Below are 16,540 nucleotides of genomic sequence, written 5' to 3'. Positions count from 1 at the left end.
GTGCTGTCCGTAGACGTGCAGAACACGGCCGCATGGCCGGCGCGTTAGGAGATCGGTCGGAGGATGTTGTGATCGACGGGGAACGGCGTCGAGTAGTACAGCTCGGTAGCCGAGGTGTTCCCCCAGTCGTCTTTCTGCAGTCGTATACCTCGCGGCGAGAGTTCCGCGATGCGCACCTTCAGCCATGACCCGTCGATCAACCGGAGCTCATGAGGGTCGGCCAAGTACGTCAGCCCCAACGCGTCGAGCGTCTCCTCTGCGGTCAACCAGTCCACCGCCTCAGTGCGATTACGACCAAGCAGATCGATGGCAACGAAATCTTCACCGGTCGGTTTCATCCATCCCAGGAGTTCGCCGTCATCGGAACGTCGATGCTCGATCCAGTCCGCGTCCATCCGAACAGCCTAAGAGACGGAAAACCCCTGCCGGAACCGAGTTGCGGCCCACGTTATCGGTGATCGGTGAGGACCGCACGGCGCTCACGCGCCGGAAACGATCGGTTTCGCACCGCTCGCAAGCCGGTGGGTCCGCGATGTCATAGGTTCCACCTACGATTCCGACATGACCGACTCGCTGCTGCGATCACTTCGGGACCGCGCCCTCGACGAGACCGAGCCTCTTGCCGGGCTGCTACGGAAGTGTCTGCTGCTCGGCGCCGAGACCGGATCGAGCGCGCTACGCGATTGGGCTCGTCTGGAGCTCAACGGCTACACGGACGAATCGACGATTCCCGATTATCGCAAGCTGCCGGGCGTCCCCATCACGGTCGACTCGATCAGCGGGAACACGTGGACAAAGGGACAGATCGTCACACGCTGGCAGCTGCCCAAAGCGGCCCAGGGCTACGTGCCCGAGTTGCTGTATCTGACCCAGCCGATCGAAGAGCTTGAACGTCAAGCACAGGAGAAGTCGCTGCGCTTCAAGCCGCCTGGGCTGGCGGCTGCGCAGAGCGTGTGGGACCGGGAACTGGGACCGTTTCAGTCCATTGTGAACATGTCCTACATCCTCTCGGGGACGTCTATCTCGGGTCTCCTCGGGCAAATCCGTACGAAGCTGATCGACGGCTTCTACGGGTCTGCGCGTCAGCGATGTCCTCCCACTTCTCGACGCCGTGAGAGCGGCCGCCCAAGCCACCGATGCCGACACGACAGAGGTTGAAGCGGCTGTCACCGAGCTCAATGAGGTGGTCTCGAAGCCTGATCCCGAAACGGGCGAGGTCGTCAAGCGCGCAGGCAAACTCCGCGAGGTCGCGGACAAACTCGGCATCGCCGCTGTCTCGAGTGCGACGAGCGCGGCCGTATCAGCGCTCACCGATCTCGCGATGAAGGGCGCGTTTGGTTGACCGACCGCGGTGAGGTCCGCTTCTGCGTGCCGGAACCGCGGCTTAGATCAGCGGTGATCGCCGGGTGAGCGCTCCGGCCCTTCTCTAAACGTAGCTGAGACGTCTCAGACGAGCTCGCTGACGAGCTGCTGGATCCGTTCACGGATGTCGTCGCGGATGGGGCGCACCGCGTCGATACCCTGCCCGGCGGGGTCGTCCAGCTTCCAGTCCTCGTAACGCTTGCCGGGGAAGAAGGGGCACGCGTCTCCGCAGCCCATGGTGATGACGACGTCGGAGGCCTGCACGGCCTCGGTCGTGAGCACCTTGGGCTGCTCAGCGGTGATGTCGATGCCGAACTCGGCCATCGCCTGAACAGCGGTGGGGTTGATCTGGTCGGCGGGCATCGACCCCGCGGAGCGGACCTCGATGCGGTCGCCGGCGATGTCGCGCAGGAATCCCGCGGCCATTTGGGAGCGGCCGGCGTTGTGGACGCAGACGAAGAGGACGGAGGGCTTGGTGTCGGTCATGGTGGCTCCGGTCAGCGGGCGGGGGTGAGTGTGGCAAGGAGGGCGTCGACGCGGCGGGCGATGTCGTCGCGGATCGCGGCGACGCCTTCTGCGGAGGCGAGGGCGGGGTCACCGACGGTCCAGTCCTCGTAGCGGACGCCGGGGATGATGGGGCAGACGTCACCGCAACCCATGGTGATGACGACGTCAGCTGCGCGCACTGCGTCATCGGTCAGCGGTTTCGGGAACCGCGGTTCGTCGTCGCCGAGGGTCAGCTCGTCGATGAGGGGCTGCACATGGGGGTGGATCTCAGCGGCCGGGGTCGATCCGGCCGAGCGCGCCACAACGGCGCCGCCCGAGCGCTGATTCACCAGCGCCGCGGCGAGCTGCGATCTACCTGCGTTCGCGACACAGACGAACAGCACCTGCGGCTGTCCCTGCGTGCGGTCACGGGTGATGTCGGTGAGCCGTTGGTGCGCGAACCGGTCGGTGAGCGACAACAGGTGGTTCTTCACCCGAGCGCTTTTGGCCAAGGCCGTGTACGACTCGCGGACGATCGTCGCCACCAGGCTGCCGTCGAGCTGCGGGTAGTCCTGACCGAGCGCTTCGGCCAGGTGGGCGAGAGCGTCGTCGACGTTCTCGAGCCCCGCGTGCTCAGCGCGGACGGGGGCCACGGCGGCGGGCGCGAACGAGTCCAGCAGCGTCGTCACCGCCGGGCGAAGGGGCGGGGCGATCCGATACCAGACCCACGTGCCACGCCGCTCGGAGGTGAGCACGCCGGTGTCGCGGAGCACCTTGAGGTGGTGCGACACGGTGGGCTGGGACACCTCGGCCAGTTCCGCGAGGTCGCACACGCACGATTCACCGCGCGCGTCGGTGGCAATCGCGGACAGCATCCGCAACCGCAGCGGATCGGATAGTGCTTTCAGCGTGGTGGCGATCGCGGTGGCCGCGTCGTCCCCGATCGCGTGCGTGGGGGACGGCGCGCAGGTGTCTTCTGCGGTAGTGGCGGGAGCGCTCATCATCGAGTCCTTTCCAGGGCAGGTTCGGGAATCGCGTAGGGGTCGGTGTGGAACCATGCCCGCGCGGCCCACAGTGAGACGTAGACCAGGCCGACGAGCACGGGGACCTCGATCAGTGGCCCCACGACACCGGCGAGGGCGTGCCCGGACGTGGCGCCGAACGTGCCGATCGCGACGGCGATGGCGAGTTCGAAATTGTTGCCGGCCGCGGTGAACGCGAGCGTCGACGAGCGGGCGTAGCCCAGGCCGAGGGTCTTACCGGTGATGAGGCCGGCGAACCACATGATGGCGAAGTACACCAGCAGCGGGACCGCGATCCGCACGACATCGAGCGGCCGTGAGGTGACCTGTTCCCCCTGGAGGGCGAACAGCAGCACGATCGTGAACAGCAGCCCGTACAGCGCCCACGGTCCGATCTTGGGCAGGAACGAGCCCTCATACCAGGCGCGGCCCTTGCGGCGTTCCCCGATAAGACGGGACGCGAACCCGGCGACCAGTGGCACGCCCAGGAAGATCAGCACGTTGAGCGCGATCTGCCACACGGACACGTCCAGGCCTTGGCTGTCGAGGCCGAGCCAGCCGGGGAGGACGGTGAGGTAGAACCAGCCGAGGATCGAGAACGCGATGACCTGGAACACCGAGTTGATCGCAACAAGCACGGCCGCAGCTTCCCGGTCACCGCAAGCGAGGTCGTTCCAGATCACGACCATGGCGATGCAGCGTGCGAGGCCGACGATGATCAGTCCCGTCCGGTACTCGGGCAGGTCCGGCAGGAACACCCACGCCAGGGCGAACATCAATGCAGGGCCCGCGATCCAGTTCAGCGCCAGCGACGAAACGAGGAGCTTCTTGTCGCCGGTCACGGCGGCGACCTTGTCGTATCGGACCTTCGCGAGCACCGGGTACATCATGACCAGCAACCCGAGCGCGATCGGAATCGAGATCCCACCGACCTCAAGGTGTGACAGCAGTTCGGACAGCCCCGGGATGAACCGGCCCAGGAGGATGCCGCCACCCATCGCCAAGCCGATCCACAGCGGTAGCCACCGGTCGAGGGTCGAGAGGCGGCGAGTAGCGGGTGCTGCGTTGCTCACGCGAAAGCCTCCGCCAGGGCGGGAACATCGAGCGTGGCGAGGTAGTGCTGCGCGTCCTGTGCTGCCGCGCATCCGGTCCCGGCAGCGGTGATCGCCTGCCGGTAGGTGTGGTCGACGAGGTCGCCGGCGGCGAAGACCCCGGTGAGCGAGGTGCGCGTGGAGGGGTGGTCCACCAGCACGTAACCATCGGCATCGGTGGTGACCTGGCCGGTGACGAGTTCGGAGCGAGGGTCGTGACCGATAGCAACGAACACGCCCGTCACGGGGAGGTCACGCTCAGCACCGGTAACGGTGTCCCGCAGGCGAACTCCGTGCACCTTCTCTTCCCCCTGCAACGCAGTGATCTCGCTGTTCCACGCGACGTCGATCTTCGGGTGCTCCAGCACCCGCTGCGCCATGATCTTCGACGCTCGGAACGAGCTGCGGCGGTGCACGACGGTCACTTTCCGAGCGAACCGGGTCAAGAACAGTGCCTCCTCCATGGCCGAATCACCGCCACCGACCACGACGATGTCCAGGCCCCGGAAGAAAAACCCATCGCACGTCGCACACCACGACACGCCATGACCCGACAGGCGCTCCTCGTCGGGAAGCCCGAGCTTCCGGTACGCCGACCCCATGGTGAGGATCACCGCGCGGGCGTGGAACGTCTCCCCGGCGCCGGTCTCGATGACTTTCGTGTCGGATTCGAGATCGACGCGGATCGCGTCGTCGAGGAGGATGCGGGCGCCGAAGCGTTCGGCCTGCCGGCGCATCGTGTCCATCAGCTCCGGTCCCTGGATGCCATCGACGAACCCGGGGAAGTTCTCCACCTCCGTAGTCGTCATAAGCGCACCGCCCGCAGTGACAGAACCGGCGATGACAACGGGGGCGAGCCCGGCCCGCGCCGCGTACACCGCCGCCGTGTAGCCCGAGGGGCCCGACCCGACGATGACCAGCTCAACCTCTTGAATCGACATATATCTATATTGACAGGTGCCTATGCAAGACGCAATCCTGATCATCGACACCGCAACGTACCGAGGAGAGCCGCATGAAACCGACCGTCCTGTTCATCTGTCAGCACAACGCCGGCCGCTCTCAGCTCGGCGCCGCTCTCCTCGAGCACCTTGCAGGGGGCCGCTTCACCGCAGCGTCCGCCGGTCTCGCCCCGGCCGAGACGGTGAACCCTGCCATCGCCGCGACCGTTGCCGAGCTGGGAATGGACATTACGGGGCGCGTGCCCCGCGCGGTGACGCCTGCTGACTTGGAGGCTGCCGATGTCGTGGTTCTCATGAAGCCCGGGTTGGCGCTGCCCAGCGCTCCGCGCGGGGAGGTTCTGGAATGGTCCTTCCCCAACCCTGAGTCCTGGGATGCCGACGCGGTCCGTCCGTTGCGCGAAGCGGTGTCCAACAAGATCCAGGCGACTCTCCTTACCCGCTGAGCTGACAGTGAGGGGGCAGGCCGCCGGCCTGCCCCCTCTGCGTTCTCATACCGATGCCGGCGCCCGTCCGATCTGCAATACCGGAGGCGCGCAGCACGCCCCGCCTAGCGACGCCCCGGATGCATCGAACAGCCCTGCGCCGCCGCAAACACCAGTGTCCGGGAGGACGAGCTCGACGCGGCGGGCGGCTTCGCGGTCGCCCGCGATTTCAGCTGCAACGCTGCGGACTTGCTCGTACCCGGTGAGCGCGAGGAATGTCGGCGCACGGCCGTAGGACTTCGCCCCGACGAGGTAGAAGTCAGGTTCGGGCTGGGCGAGGTCGCCGGCGCCGGTCGCGGCGACGGACCCGCAGGAGTGCACGTTCGGATCCACCTCCGCGGCGATCCGAACCGGCGCCTGCAACGTCGGGTCCAGCTCCAACCGCAGCTCGGAGAGGAACGACAGGTCGGGGCGGAAGCCAGTGAGCACCACCACCCGGTCGGCCGTGAGAGTGCGACCGTCCTCCGCGACTAGGACGGGGCGCTCACCGTCACGGGTCACGCGTTCGACCCGGAACCCGGTGACGAGGGATACCAGGCCGGCATCGACGTGCTCTTTCGCCTTGATCCCCAGCTCGCCGCGTGCGGGCAGCTCGTCAGCGTCGCCCCCGCCAAAGGTGTTCCCAGCGGTGGCTCGGCGTAGCGCCCAGGTCACCGTCGTCGAGGGGTCCCGGCGAGCCATGCGGGCAAGGGCCAGCACGGCCGTCACGGCCGAGTGTCCCGAACCGATGACAACGGTGTGCTTGCCGGCGAAACCAGCACGGTCACGAAAGTCGGGGATGCGGTACGAGAGCAGGTCCGCGGACGCCGCCTCACCGATAGCGGGGAGCCCGTCAGCTCCCGCCGGGTTGGGGGTCGACCAGGTGCCGGATGCGTCAATCACAGCTCGGGCTTGCAGCCGATACTCCTCCCCCTGAGCAGGCGAGACGTGAACGGTAAACGGCTGATCCCCGCGGCCAGCATCAACAAGTCGGTCCCGGCCGAGCCGCGAAACTCCCATCACCCGGGCACCAAAGCGAACGCGATCACCCAGGGCGGCAGCCAGGGGCGCGAGGTACCTCTCAATCCACTGCGCCCCAGTGGGGTACCCCGTCGTCGGAGCCTGCCACCCCGAGCCGTCCAGGAGACGAGCGCCCGCCGCGTCGATCAGCTCAGGCCACTCGGAGAACAGCCGCACGTGCCCCCATTCCGCAACCGCAGCCGCAGGAGAACTGCCAGCCTCAAGCACCACAACGGGCACACTTCGCTCAAGCAAATGCGCGGCCGCGGCAAGACCCTGAGGACCCGCGCCGATCACAGCCACCGGCAAGACGTCTTCCACAGCAACCTCACTCATCCATTGACGAACATCGATGGGTAGAGCATCATCGATACATCGACGACTGTCAATACGACGTGAGAGGATCGCAGTATGACTGCACAGCTCCCGCTCCTTCCTCCCGCGGAAAGCGAATCGTGCTGCGCTCCTGTGACCGGGGCGGTGATTTCGCTTGAAGACGCTGAGCGCACCGCTCGAACATTCAAAGCACTCGGCGACCCCACCCGCGTACGCCTGCTGTCCTTGATCGCCGCATCCGCGGACGGGGAAGCGTGCGTCTGCGATCTAACCGAGCCCGTAGGCCTATCGCAGCCGACCGTGTCACACCACATGAAGCAGCTCGTCGACGCCGGTCTCGTTACCCGCGAGCAGCGCGGCCGATGGGCCTACTACCGCGTCATCACCGACGCTCTCGACGCCGCATCCCGCGCCCTCCGCGCATGAGCGACATCGCCGTACGGGCCCTGACCGAGAGGGACTGGCTCGAGGTCGAAACGATCTACCGTGAAGGCATCGCCGCCGGAAACGCGACGTTCGAAAGCGAGCCTCCATCCTGGGCCGACTTCGACCAAGGAAAGCTCCAGGTTGGCCGACTCGTCGCCACCGATCCCGCCGGCTCAGTCCTCGGCTGGGTTGCCGCATCCCGCGTCTCTGCACGCGAGGTCTACCGCGGAGTCGTAGAACACTCCGTCTATGTTGCCGATCGCGCCCACGGGCGCGGCGTCGGCACGGCACTTCTCACCTCCTTCCTGCGCGCAGCTGACGCCGCTGACATCTGGACGGTGCAAGCAAGCATCTTCCCCGAAAACACCGCCAGCCTGGCCCTTCACGAGCGTGCCGGCTTCCGCCGCATCGGCCACCGCGAACGCATCGCGTACATGACCTACGGCCCCTGGGCTGGCAACTGGCGCGACACGATACTCATCGAGCGCCGCCGCCCCTAAGGCACGTCAAAACCCCCTGCCGAAACCGTTTGTCCCGAAACCGGGTTTCGATACGGCCCTGAGTTTCGGCAGGCTTCCGCGGCGCACGACTCGACCGTCCCAGAAACGATCGTTATCGGTCGGCACGCGTCTCGCCCAGTTCATGCGACCGAGTGAAATGGAACACCCCTGCCGCGACGAGGGAGATGCTGGCGAACCGCCCCAACAGTGGAGGGTGGAGCAGCGCCCCCACTCACGGAGCACGGCCGGGACCGCCACGATCAGGAGCAAGATCGGCCCTTCTAGGGTGTTCCCGTGGGGAGAACCAGTGATTCCCCGCTCGGTAGTATCACCGGCCCGTCTCCAACCACCGCCCCGTCCAGTTCGAGACCGCCGTGAACGGTGATCGCGGCTCCCGGTAACTCGATCACTCCATCACCGGAGATCTCTACGTCGCGAAGAATCACGTCCGATAGTCGACTGATCCGCGCAATGCTCAGGTTGGCCCGGCCGCCGCTTATCTGAGCGTGGCTCACGTCGACAGTGCCATGGTTCTCCACCCTTGTATGGGAAAAGCTGATCAGGCCAGCTTTCTGAATCTTCACGAGAGTGAGCTTTGCGGAGCCTCTGTAGCCGATCCGCGCCTGATCGAGTCGGATAACGCCCGCGACATCAGCCCGAGCCAGAAGGACTTGCCCGTCGTACTGCACGGCCAGCTTCCGGAACGACAGCGCCCCACCATGCCGGATCACCGAGCCCGAGAATGTTAGAACGCCCTGATCCTGCACCGTCGCGTCGTCAAAGAAGACGCGACCTCCATCGAGCACGTGCAGGCGGACGAATCGCAACAGGCCTCCGCGACCGATGTGCGCGCTCGCGAAGCTCACGCTGCCGTGGGGGAGGATGACGGCCCCGCTGAGGTCGACAGTGAAGTCGATGTGGGCGCCAGCGAGGTTGATCGTCCGGTTGTGCCAGCCGGACTCGGAACCGTCGTACAGGTGGTTGCGAATAACCGTGTAGCCGGCTTGCTTGACTGCGACTTCCTGGGGGGTGGTGCACTGCGCCCTCCGACGTTCCTCAGGAGTGGGCGAGTCGTCTGGATCGAGTTCATCATCCGGCGGGAGGAGCATGTCGTCGGAGCGAGGAGCACGAAGGTAGCCCGCGAGAACCTCGATACAGACCTGTACCTCGTCGGGCTTCTCGAATGCGTGCCAGTCATCCGCGAGGGAGCCGAGCGCGAACAGTGCCGCTTGCCGGTTCACGGGCGATCGGTCACTGAGCAGCTGAACGGTCGTCACGAAGCGCTCTCGCAGGGTTCGCTCTGTCTCAACGCGCCACTGTGCATCTACTTCCTCCCGGCGCGATTGCTCCCGCGCCCGGTCGTCGTTCAACCGATCAAGGTCGCGCTGGGCCGCCTCGCGTTCCTGGTGGTGGCGAGAGAGGCTGATCCCGACACCAATAACGGCAGCAACCCCGCCGATCGAAAGTAGGACGAGGTTCCCTGCTGAGCCCAGCAGTTTGCTTCGCTCCAGGTCGTCGAGGTCCGGCAGCCAGTTGTTCAGCAGCTGTCGTGGAAAGTTGATGACAGCGTAGAGAGCGACGACCAGGTAGACGACTACGCCAATCGCTACGAGCCGACCGTAGTTTCTGCTCAACCAGCTCGGCTTCTTCGGTGTGGGGGTGCTCTCATACCGATTGCGGCTGAGCGCTCGAGGCTCACGCCGCATCTTCACCCCTCGGGGCCACGCCTGCCCCTGCGGTACAAGACCGGGGACATCTGCGCTGTAGTCCTGAGCGCGCCCTTCGCTGACCGCGACGGCGACGAGTGCCTTGCCGGCTTGGTCAAGGGCGGGCGTGAGGAGCGGAGCGATGCCCCGTCTGAGCGCTCGACCGCGCTGCGATCCAGGTTGGGCGGTGGTGTGGCCTGCGACGTGCCAGGCGTCGCGTTTGGCCGTGATCGCAAGCGTGGCGTCCCGCTCGGGGGTCATGTAGTACCTGGTGTGGCGGCGAAGTGCGATCATCGCCGGGTACATGAGAGCGAGCGCTGGCGCCCCAATGATGCAGGCCACAAACATCAAGGCTGAGAAGCGGCGTGCACGCTTCGTGCTTTTACGGCGCTCGGCGCCGTGGGTGAAGCCGCGGAGCGTCCAGCCGAGGATGCGCAGACCGTCACGGATTGGGCGTGCGTCGGGGTAGCCATTGATGGCGGGGGTCTGCGCGTCATGGTGCGATTCTGCCGCCGCCACCTGACACATGCTTCCCCAGCTGCTCGCCGGTGAGCCATTCGGAGAGCCGGTTGATCTCGCGTGCGGCTTGATCGGGGTCGGCGTGGACCCCTCACACGGTTCGCAGCCCGCCGGGAACGATCGTTTATGGCCGGCCATCGCCAGGCACTTGGTTTGCGCTGTGAGGCCTGCTGACCCGGCCGGCATCCCGGCCGCTACGCGTCCAGGGGGTAGGCGCCTATCGAAAAACGATCTATCGTTTCTCGATACTTAGTGAAGGAGCGCGATATGAGCCGGACCCTGATCGCCACCGCCAAGATCGTCTTCGCCGTACTTGCCCTCATCGGGCTCGCGCTCCAGCTCTTCATCATCCCCGCGAACGTCGCCGGCCTCGCCAGCGCATACGCGGAGGTCGCCAGTATCGCGCCCGCCATCATCGGGTGGGGAGCCTTCGTCATCGCCTGCGGTCAGGCAGCGGTCATCGTCACGTGGCGCTTGCTCGATCTTGTGCGCGACAACAGCATCTTCACGACCGACGCCTTCACGTGGGTGCGCGCGCTGACGTGGTGCCCCGCCGCGATCGGGCTCAGCACCCTCGCGATGTTCGTGGTGCTCAACGCCGCGCATGTCACGCCGCCGGCGCTCATGCTCGGCATGCTCGCCGCGATCGGAGTCAGTGCCGCGGCGACGTTGATCCTGGCCGTGCTGTTCACGCTGCTTCGGCAGTCCGCCTCCATGCAATACGACCTTGCGGAAGTCACCTGATGCCGATCGTCGTCGACATCGACCGGCTCATGGACGAACGCGGCATGACCGTCGCTGAATTGTCCGCGGCGATAGGAATCACGCCAGCGAACCTTGCCGTGCTCAAGAACGGTCGCGCGAAGGCCGTCCGCTTCTCCACGCTCTCTGCCCTCTGTGAGGCGCTCTGCTGCCAGCCCGGCGACATACTCCGATACGACAACGCCCCAGCCGTCACGTAGGCTCGGGGACCCGCCGGTGTCTTGCATCCGGTCGCCGGACGTGCGGATGGCGAGATCCGCCGACGCTCGACGGGATCTGACCGACAGTTCGATGTCGGCGCGCCGGATACTGTTGCATGGATGGGAAGTACTCGCGCTGAGGCCGCATATGTGCGTGCGTTGTCGGCGTTCCGTACCCCCACGCTCGATCTCCTCCACGGCCGCTACGCGCCGTTCGTGGTCGCAACGCTCTCACTCGTCTTCTCCGTCGACCGGCCGTCCGTCGAGATCTCGGATGCGCATGCCGAGGTCGCCGAGATCGTCGACGAGCTGCGTGCAGCCGGATACGACGAGGACGATCGCGCGCTGCCGGCCGGTACAGCCCGCGAGATCTGTCGCTACTGGGTGCGGGTGGGATGGCTCGTCCCCCAGATCGACGGCGACGTCGAGGTCTACCGGCTGACGGCCCACGCGGTGGGCGCCCTGGAGATCACCGGACGCACCACCGGCGGACGCACCCGGGTCTCGAACTCCCGTGTCCGCACCCTCCTGGAAGCCGTCGAGCGGCTCTCAGACCACGCTGAGACTGACCCTGAGGTGCGCCTCGCGCGCCTCATCCGGGAACGCGATGCCCTCGACGCCGAGATCGCGCGCCTCCAGGTCGGGGAGTCCGAGCCGATCGACGATGAGCAGCTCCTCGAAGAGGCGGAGAACGTGCTGCATCTCGCGCGCGAGCTGCCCGCCGACTTCACGCGCGTCGCGGAGTCCATTAAGGCCATGCAGCGCGATGTCATCGCCGACCTCCGGCGCGACGTGCGACCCACCGGCGAAGTGCTGCGCGAGTACCTGCAGCGCGGCCAGTACGTCATGCAGTCCACCCCCGAGGGCCGGGCGTTCGCCGGCGCGCTGAAGCTGATCGGCGATCCCGAGCGCATCGACAGCCTCACTGACCAGCTGCACACCCTGCTCACACAACCCTTCGCGCGCCTCATGGACACCGAGCAGCGCGCCGAGCTCGACGCGATCTCACGGCGCGTGGAGCTCGGCGTCGAAGAGGTTCTGACCGCCCAGCGTCGCGCGTCGCGCGTCATCACCGCCCAGGTGCGCACGCACGACCCCATCCGCGATCGCCACGTCGACGATCTGCTGCGCGATGTCATGGCCGGTCTGCAGGCCTGGACGCACAGCACGTCATCCGAGGCCTCCGTCGACATGGTCCGCAGCCTGCCCACGGCTGACATCCGCCACCTGCGGCAGTCGACCACCGACATCCGCCCCCCGCGTGCGCCGGCGCCGCTGTCGGCGTCCGACGCAGACGCGGAGATTCTGGATGCCGATACACGCGCGTGGGGCGGTCCGCGCTATGCGGAGCTCGAGGCTCACGTCGCTGCGCTCGGCGAGGAGTTCGATCTGGGTGAGGCCTTCCTCGCCGCGGACGACGACGTGCGCCGTCCGGTCGACCTGGTCGGACTCCTCGAGATCGCCCACCGCAACGGCATGCGCGAGAGCGACGACCTCTCGGTGGTCGAGGCGCGCCGCCCCGACGGGACGACACGGCGCTTCGCGTTCGGATCCGTGACCGCCCGCACCTCGAAGGAGCCCGACGATGACTGACACCGCCACCCTCGGCACAGCCGACAGCGAGGCTCCGGTCGACGGCGCGTTCGTCGAGCCCGCTGCGATGGAAGACGACCTCGGCGAGCTCTTCCCCGGCGATCGTGGGGTGCTCGATCCCGCGGTGCGCCGCGTGCTCGTCCACCTGCTGCAGCGGCGGTTCGTGCTCGCCGACCGCAACCGCGAGGAGTGGACGGCCCTGCTCGACAATCAGCAGCTCGTCGAATCTCGCCTCAATGACCTGTTCGTGCGGCTCGTGATCGACCACGACCGCGGCGTCGCCTACAAGCAGCAGGTGCGCTCGGACGAGCTCGATGTTCCGATCCTGCTTCGGGATGCCGCATACACGCGGTCCGAGACCCTCGTCCTCGTACACCTGCGCACGGTGTATCAGCGGGAGTCGGCGGCCGGGGAGCCGGCCGCCCGGGTCGACATCGAGGACGTCGAGCAGACCGTGATGAGCTACTTCGCGGATGCCGACGGCGACACCGCGAAGCGGCAGAGACTGATCCGCAAGGCGATGGACCGGCTCGCTCGCGACGGCATCGTCGACGAGGAGACGACGGGACGCTTCCGCATCAGTCCGCTCGTCGAGATCGTCCTCAGCGCCGAGAAGCTGCGCGAACTGCGCGATTGGCTGCGCGACCGGTCGGAGGCGGACGACACCGGTGGCGTCGCGGCCGACGAAGACGACGAAGACGACGAGCCTCAGGAGGAGGAGCTGTGACGATGCTCGAGACGCTGTTCGGGCTCATCCCGGCGGCATCCCGCGGCCAGCAGTGGCTCGCCGAAGACCTTCAGCTCATCAACTGGGGCGGCTACGAGGGCGCCCACCGCGTGCGCTTCTCTCCCGGTGCCACTCTTCTGTGCGGTGGTTCGGGGTCGGGTAAATCCACGCTCATGGACGCCTACATCGCGCTCATGATGCCCCACACCACTCCCTTCAACGGCGCCTCGAACGGTGGCGTCACCGGGCGTCCGCGCGGCTCCGAGCAGCGCAACATCCTGTCCTACGGCCGCGGCAAGATCGACGAGTCGCGCACCGAGGACGGCACGAAGATGACCGTCCTCCGCGGCGACGGCGAAGACACCTGGACCGCGGTGTCGATGACGTGGATCGATCACGACGGGTCGCAGTTCACGGCGGTGCGAGCCTGGTACATCCCGGCGAGTGCACGCGTGCTCGAGGACACCGTGCGTGTGCGGGCGACGACCGATCGGGCCTTCGATCTCCGCTCACTCGAGCCGGCCGCGGCGCAGCGACTTTCCGATTCCGCCGTGCGCGCTGCGGGCCTGGAGCCCGTCGGAACGGACCGCGAGTTCTCGGCCCGCCTGCACGCCGTGCTGGGCATCGGGGCGGCTGGGGCCGGGGCCAAGGCGATGAGCCTGCTCGCGCGCATCCAGGCCGGCCAGCAGATCACGACCGTCGACGACCTCTACAAGCGTCTCGTGCTCGAAGAGCCCGAGACGATGGAGACCGCCGACGCGGTCGTCGCGCACTTCGACGGACTCGAGAGCACCCGCATGCGCATGCTGACGGCCCGGCAGCAGGTCACTGCGCTCACGCCCATCCCGCAGCTGCGCGCGAAGATGGCCGCCGCCGCCGAGCGGGTGAACCTGATCGACGAGGTCGGCTCGTTCTCGGATGCCGGGTCGCTCGCCACCCTCTGGCGAGCCGACAGACGCCTGGCGATGCTGCGTGACGTCGAGACCGAGCTGCGCGAGCGCAAGACCGCGGCCGAGGTCACGCTGCGCGAGAAGCGCGCCCTCGCGGATGGCGCCGAGGCCGAACGCGACGGCCTGATCGACGTGCTCCGGCTCTCCGGCGGGGATCGCCTGGCCACGGCGCAGCGCGAGCTGCGAGAGGTGGAGCGACGGCTCGCCGACGTCCGGCGACACCGCGAGGTGTTCGACACCGCCGTCAAGAGTCTGGGCGTCGAGCTCTCGAACCGCGACGAGTTCACCGCGTTCATCTCCCGCGCCCGGGCAGAGCTCGCCGACTCCGATGCGAAGGCGCGTGCCCGCTCCGCCTTCGCTGAAGCCGCGTCGACAGCGAAGGCCGCGCGGATCGAGGTCGCAGAGCTGGAGGCGGAGGCTCAGCGCGTAGCCTCACGCCACGGCAACATCCCGCCCGCTCTGCACGAGTCGCGCGAGCGGCTCGCGGAGGCCGCGGGACTCACGACCGCAGACCTTCCCTTCGTCGGCGAGCTCGTCGAGGTGCGCACCGAGTTCGAGCCGTGGCGCGAGGCGTTCAACCTCGCGCTCGGCGGCTTCGCGACCACGGTGCTGATCGACACCGCTCACCTGGGGCGCTTCCGGGCGGCGATCGAATCGGTCCACACCCCCGTGCGGTTGCGCTTCGAGGGCGTGCACGCAGGCATGGAGCCGGTCGCCAACCTCGACCCGCAGACCCTGCCCGGGCGCCTCGACTACCAGACCTCGCCGTTCACCGGTTGGCTGCAGGAGCGGCTCGAGACCCGCCACGGATACGTCTGCGTCGATTCCAGCGCCGAGCTGCCGAAGCATCGCATGGCGCTCACGATCACCGGACAGGTGGCGCAGGGCAACCGCGGCGCGCACGGTGGCCACGGTCGCGAGAACGTCCTCGGGTTCTCGAACGAGCGACGCCGGCACGACGTGGCACGTCTCGTCGACGACGCTCGCCGCCGTCTCGACGACGCCCTGCGGGAGCGGAAGGTCGCCGAGAGCGAACTAGACACCGTCGACTCGCGCCTTGCCGTGTACGCCAAGATCACCGACCTGACCTGGGAAGAGGTCGACGTCGAGGCGGTCACCGCGGAACGGGATCGCTGGATCGGCGTGCAGAGCGACGTCACGGCCGCCAACCCCGAGATCGCCGATGTGCAGCGACGGATCTCCGACATCAAGGACCGGATCTCACACCTGCGCGATGAGATCGCCCGCGTGTCGATCGAACGTGATCAGATCGAGGCACAGTGGGCCGAGGTGATCGACGACGTCGATTCGGATCAGTCCGTGCTCGACGACGCCGAGCGGGCAGAGCGCACTCTCACCGCCGCACAGTCCGCGTTCCTCGACGAGCGATTCCATCTCGATGGGCCGACCTCTGACGGCAGCCCGTCCCAGGCGCTGAACCGCTTCTCCGCAGCCCTCGCGACGGCCGCGCAGCGCCTCGCAGAGGACCGACGCGCGGCCGTCGATGCCCTCGACGAGAGCCGGGAGAGCCTGCGACGCATCATGGCGAGCTTCCTCGAGCGGTGGCCGAATCCGAATCTGCTGCCCGACCCCGACAGCTCGATCGACGACTTCGAACGCGCTCTCCAGGCCCTCGAGACCAGTGGACTGCACGAGCTCGAGGCCGAGTGGCGCGACAGCCTGCTCAAACTGTCGGGCAACGACCTCACGAACCTCGACTCGACGCTCAGCCGATCGATTCGCGAGATCCGTGATCGCATCGACCCGATCAACCGCATCATGCAGGACCTCCCGTTCTACGACGACGACCACCGCCTGCAGATCACGACGCGCGAGAACCAGTCCGAACCTCGCCGTCGCTTCCGGCGCGAGTTGCGCGAGGTGCGCGGGCTCATCGAGAACGCCACGACCGATGACGAGCGCGAGCACGCGTACCGCCGGATGTCGCGCCTCATCGGGCACATGCGGCGGTCGGCGCCCGACTTCGGTGACCTCATCGACGTCCGCAACCACGTTCGCGTGAGCGCCGAGCGCGTGGATGCCGTGACGAAGAAGCACGTCGCGCTCTACGACCACATCGGCGAGAAATCCGGCGGCGAGTCGCAGGAGCTCATCGCCTTCATCGTCGGCGCGGCCCTGCGCTACCAGCTCGGCGACGCGAGCGCCGAGCGACCTCGCTACGCGCCCGTGTTCATGGACGAAGCCCTGATCAAGGCCGATGCGCACTTCACCAAGCGTGCGATCGGAGCATGGCGCGGACTCGGTTTCCAGCTCGTGATCGGCGCACCGAACGACAAATACAGCGCGATCGAGCCGCACGTCGACGTCGAGTACGACATCCTCAAGGACACGCGCGGCCGCTCGTGGGCTAAGCCGAAGGTGGCCCTGGAGGCCCCGGCGTCGTAACGGCGCGCGGT

General features: G+C 67.2%; 16 protein-coding genes. 9 read left to right on the top strand and 7 right to left on the bottom strand.

Going from position 1 to position 16,540, the window contains the following annotated elements; genetic code table 11:
• Positions 1-44 precede the first annotated feature (44 nt).
• Positions 45-395: a hypothetical protein gene (locus VC184_RS00280; protein WP_282501774.1), complete on the bottom strand. Its 351-nt coding sequence runs from the start codon at positions 393-395 to the stop codon at positions 45-47.
• Between the two features lie 166 nt (positions 396-561).
• Between VC184_RS00280 and VC184_RS00275 the strand changes: the two genes are divergently transcribed.
• Positions 562-1,158: an AbiTii domain-containing protein gene (locus VC184_RS00275; protein WP_323986948.1), complete on the top strand. Its 597-nt coding sequence runs from the start codon at positions 562-564 to the stop codon at positions 1,156-1,158.
• 288 nt (positions 1,159-1,446) lie between these two features.
• Here the strand turns inward: VC184_RS00275 and VC184_RS00270 are convergent, their stop codons facing one another.
• The 4 genes from VC184_RS00270 to trxB are packed head-to-tail and all read right to left on the bottom strand — an operon-like array spanning position 1,447 to position 4,902.
• Positions 1,447-1,848, bottom strand: coding sequence for an arsenate reductase ArsC (locus VC184_RS00270; protein WP_282501772.1), 402 nt, complete (start codon positions 1,846-1,848; stop codon positions 1,447-1,449).
• 11 nt (positions 1,849-1,859) lie between these two features.
• Complete coding sequence (locus VC184_RS00265; protein ID WP_407667121.1) at positions 1,860-2,852, bottom strand: metalloregulator ArsR/SmtB family transcription factor; 993 nt, start codon at positions 2,850-2,852, stop codon at positions 1,860-1,862.
• Positions 2,849-3,943 carry an ACR3 family arsenite efflux transporter gene (gene arsB, locus VC184_RS00260; RefSeq protein ID WP_282501770.1) on the bottom strand — a complete coding sequence of 365 codons (1,095 nt, stop codon included), beginning with the start codon at positions 3,941-3,943 and terminating at the stop codon, positions 2,849-2,851. The genes VC184_RS00265 and arsB overlap by 4 nt, the downstream gene beginning before the upstream one ends.
• Positions 3,940-4,902 carry a thioredoxin-disulfide reductase gene (gene trxB / locus VC184_RS00255; RefSeq protein WP_282502613.1) on the bottom strand — a complete coding sequence of 321 codons (963 nt, stop codon included), beginning with the start codon at positions 4,900-4,902 and terminating at the stop codon, positions 3,940-3,942. The genes arsB and trxB overlap by 4 nt, the downstream gene beginning before the upstream one ends.
• Positions 4,903-4,976: 74 nt before the next feature.
• Between trxB and VC184_RS00250 the strand changes: the two genes are divergently transcribed.
• A complete protein-coding gene (locus VC184_RS00250) occupies positions 4,977-5,366 on the top strand; it encodes an arsenate-mycothiol transferase ArsC (RefSeq protein WP_282501769.1) in 390 nt (129 codons plus the stop codon).
• A 45-nt stretch (positions 5,367-5,411) separates the two neighbouring features.
• Here the strand turns inward: VC184_RS00250 and VC184_RS00245 are convergent, their stop codons facing one another.
• Positions 5,412-6,725, bottom strand: coding sequence for an FAD-dependent oxidoreductase (locus VC184_RS00245; RefSeq protein WP_323987792.1), 1,314 nt, complete (start codon positions 6,723-6,725; stop codon positions 5,412-5,414).
• Positions 6,726-6,815: 90 nt separating this feature from the next.
• On the opposite strand from VC184_RS00245, the gene VC184_RS00240 reads away from it, so the two are divergent.
• Positions 6,816-7,166, top strand: coding sequence for an ArsR/SmtB family transcription factor (locus tag VC184_RS00240; protein ID WP_282501768.1), 351 nt, complete (start codon positions 6,816-6,818; stop codon positions 7,164-7,166).
• Positions 7,163-7,666: a GNAT family N-acetyltransferase gene (locus VC184_RS00235; RefSeq protein WP_282501767.1), complete on the top strand. Its 504-nt coding sequence runs from the start codon at positions 7,163-7,165 to the stop codon at positions 7,664-7,666. The genes VC184_RS00240 and VC184_RS00235 overlap by 4 nt, the downstream gene beginning before the upstream one ends.
• A gap of 281 nt (positions 7,667-7,947) precedes the next feature.
• On the opposite strand, the gene VC184_RS00230 is transcribed toward VC184_RS00235, so the two are convergent.
• Positions 7,948-9,891: a hypothetical protein gene (locus VC184_RS00230; protein WP_282501766.1), complete on the bottom strand. Its 1,944-nt coding sequence runs from the start codon at positions 9,889-9,891 to the stop codon at positions 7,948-7,950.
• 267 nt (positions 9,892-10,158) lie between these two features.
• Here VC184_RS00230 and VC184_RS00225 point away from each other — a divergent pair, with 267 nt between their 5' ends.
• From VC184_RS00225 to VC184_RS00205, 5 genes are all read left to right on the top strand, one after another.
• The gene (locus tag VC184_RS00225; RefSeq protein ID WP_323986946.1) at positions 10,159-10,635 is read left to right on the top strand and encodes a DUF2975 domain-containing protein; all 477 of its coding nucleotides are present in this window, start codon (positions 10,159-10,161) and stop codon (positions 10,633-10,635) included.
• Positions 10,635-10,853 carry a helix-turn-helix domain-containing protein gene (locus tag VC184_RS00220; protein ID WP_023953394.1) on the top strand — a complete coding sequence of 73 codons (219 nt, stop codon included), beginning with the start codon at positions 10,635-10,637 and terminating at the stop codon, positions 10,851-10,853. Before VC184_RS00225 ends, VC184_RS00220 begins: the two co-directional genes overlap by 1 nt.
• 120 nt (positions 10,854-10,973) lie before the next feature.
• Entirely contained in the window at positions 10,974-12,446 is a 1,473-nt protein-coding gene (locus tag VC184_RS00215) for a DUF3375 domain-containing protein (protein WP_274179099.1), read from the top strand.
• Positions 12,439-13,173 carry a DUF4194 domain-containing protein gene (locus VC184_RS00210; RefSeq protein WP_274179100.1) on the top strand — a complete coding sequence of 245 codons (735 nt, stop codon included), beginning with the start codon at positions 12,439-12,441 and terminating at the stop codon, positions 13,171-13,173. The genes VC184_RS00215 and VC184_RS00210 overlap by 8 nt, the downstream gene beginning before the upstream one ends.
• Positions 13,170-16,529, top strand: a complete 3,360-nt coding sequence (locus VC184_RS00205; protein WP_323986944.1) for an ATP-binding protein — start codon at positions 13,170-13,172, stop codon at positions 16,527-16,529. Before VC184_RS00210 ends, VC184_RS00205 begins: the two co-directional genes overlap by 4 nt.
• Positions 16,530-16,540: the final 11 nt, after the last annotated feature.

Origin of the sequence: Microbacterium plantarum, from assembly GCF_035231185.1 — a bacterium.
Lineage (GTDB): Bacteria > Actinomycetota > Actinomycetes > Actinomycetales > Microbacteriaceae > Microbacterium > Microbacterium plantarum.
Note: the sequence above shows the minus strand (reverse complement) of the source record. Positions and strands in the feature narration are given on the sequence as shown.

Bases quoted from the DNA above. Each gene is read 5' to 3' on its own strand.
- VC184_RS00280 (WP_282501774.1), bottom strand. From the start codon at position 395: ATGGACGCGGACTGGATCGAGCATCGACGTTCCGATGACGGCGAACTC.
- VC184_RS00275 (WP_323986948.1), top strand. From the start codon at position 562: ATGACCGACTCGCTGCTGCGATCACTTCGGGACCGCGCCCTCGACGAG.
- VC184_RS00270 (WP_282501772.1), bottom strand. From the start codon at position 1,848: ATGACCGACACCAAGCCCTCCGTCCTCTTCGTCTGCGTCCACAACGCC.
- VC184_RS00265 (WP_407667121.1), bottom strand. From the start codon at position 2,852: ATGATGAGCGCTCCCGCCACTACCGCAGAAGACACCTGCGCGCCGTCC.
- trxB (WP_282502613.1), bottom strand. From the start codon at position 4,902: ATGTCGATTCAAGAGGTTGAGCTGGTCATCGTCGGGTCGGGCCCCTCG.
- VC184_RS00250 (WP_282501769.1), top strand. From the start codon at position 4,977: ATGAAACCGACCGTCCTGTTCATCTGTCAGCACAACGCCGGCCGCTCT.
- VC184_RS00240 (WP_282501768.1), top strand. From the start codon at position 6,816: ATGACTGCACAGCTCCCGCTCCTTCCTCCCGCGGAAAGCGAATCGTGC.
- VC184_RS00235 (WP_282501767.1), top strand. From the start codon at position 7,163: ATGAGCGACATCGCCGTACGGGCCCTGACCGAGAGGGACTGGCTCGAG.
- VC184_RS00225 (WP_323986946.1), top strand. From the start codon at position 10,159: ATGAGCCGGACCCTGATCGCCACCGCCAAGATCGTCTTCGCCGTACTT.
- VC184_RS00220 (WP_023953394.1), top strand. From the start codon at position 10,635: ATGCCGATCGTCGTCGACATCGACCGGCTCATGGACGAACGCGGCATG.
- VC184_RS00215 (WP_274179099.1), top strand. From the start codon at position 10,974: ATGGGAAGTACTCGCGCTGAGGCCGCATATGTGCGTGCGTTGTCGGCG.
- VC184_RS00210 (WP_274179100.1), top strand. From the start codon at position 12,439: ATGACTGACACCGCCACCCTCGGCACAGCCGACAGCGAGGCTCCGGTC.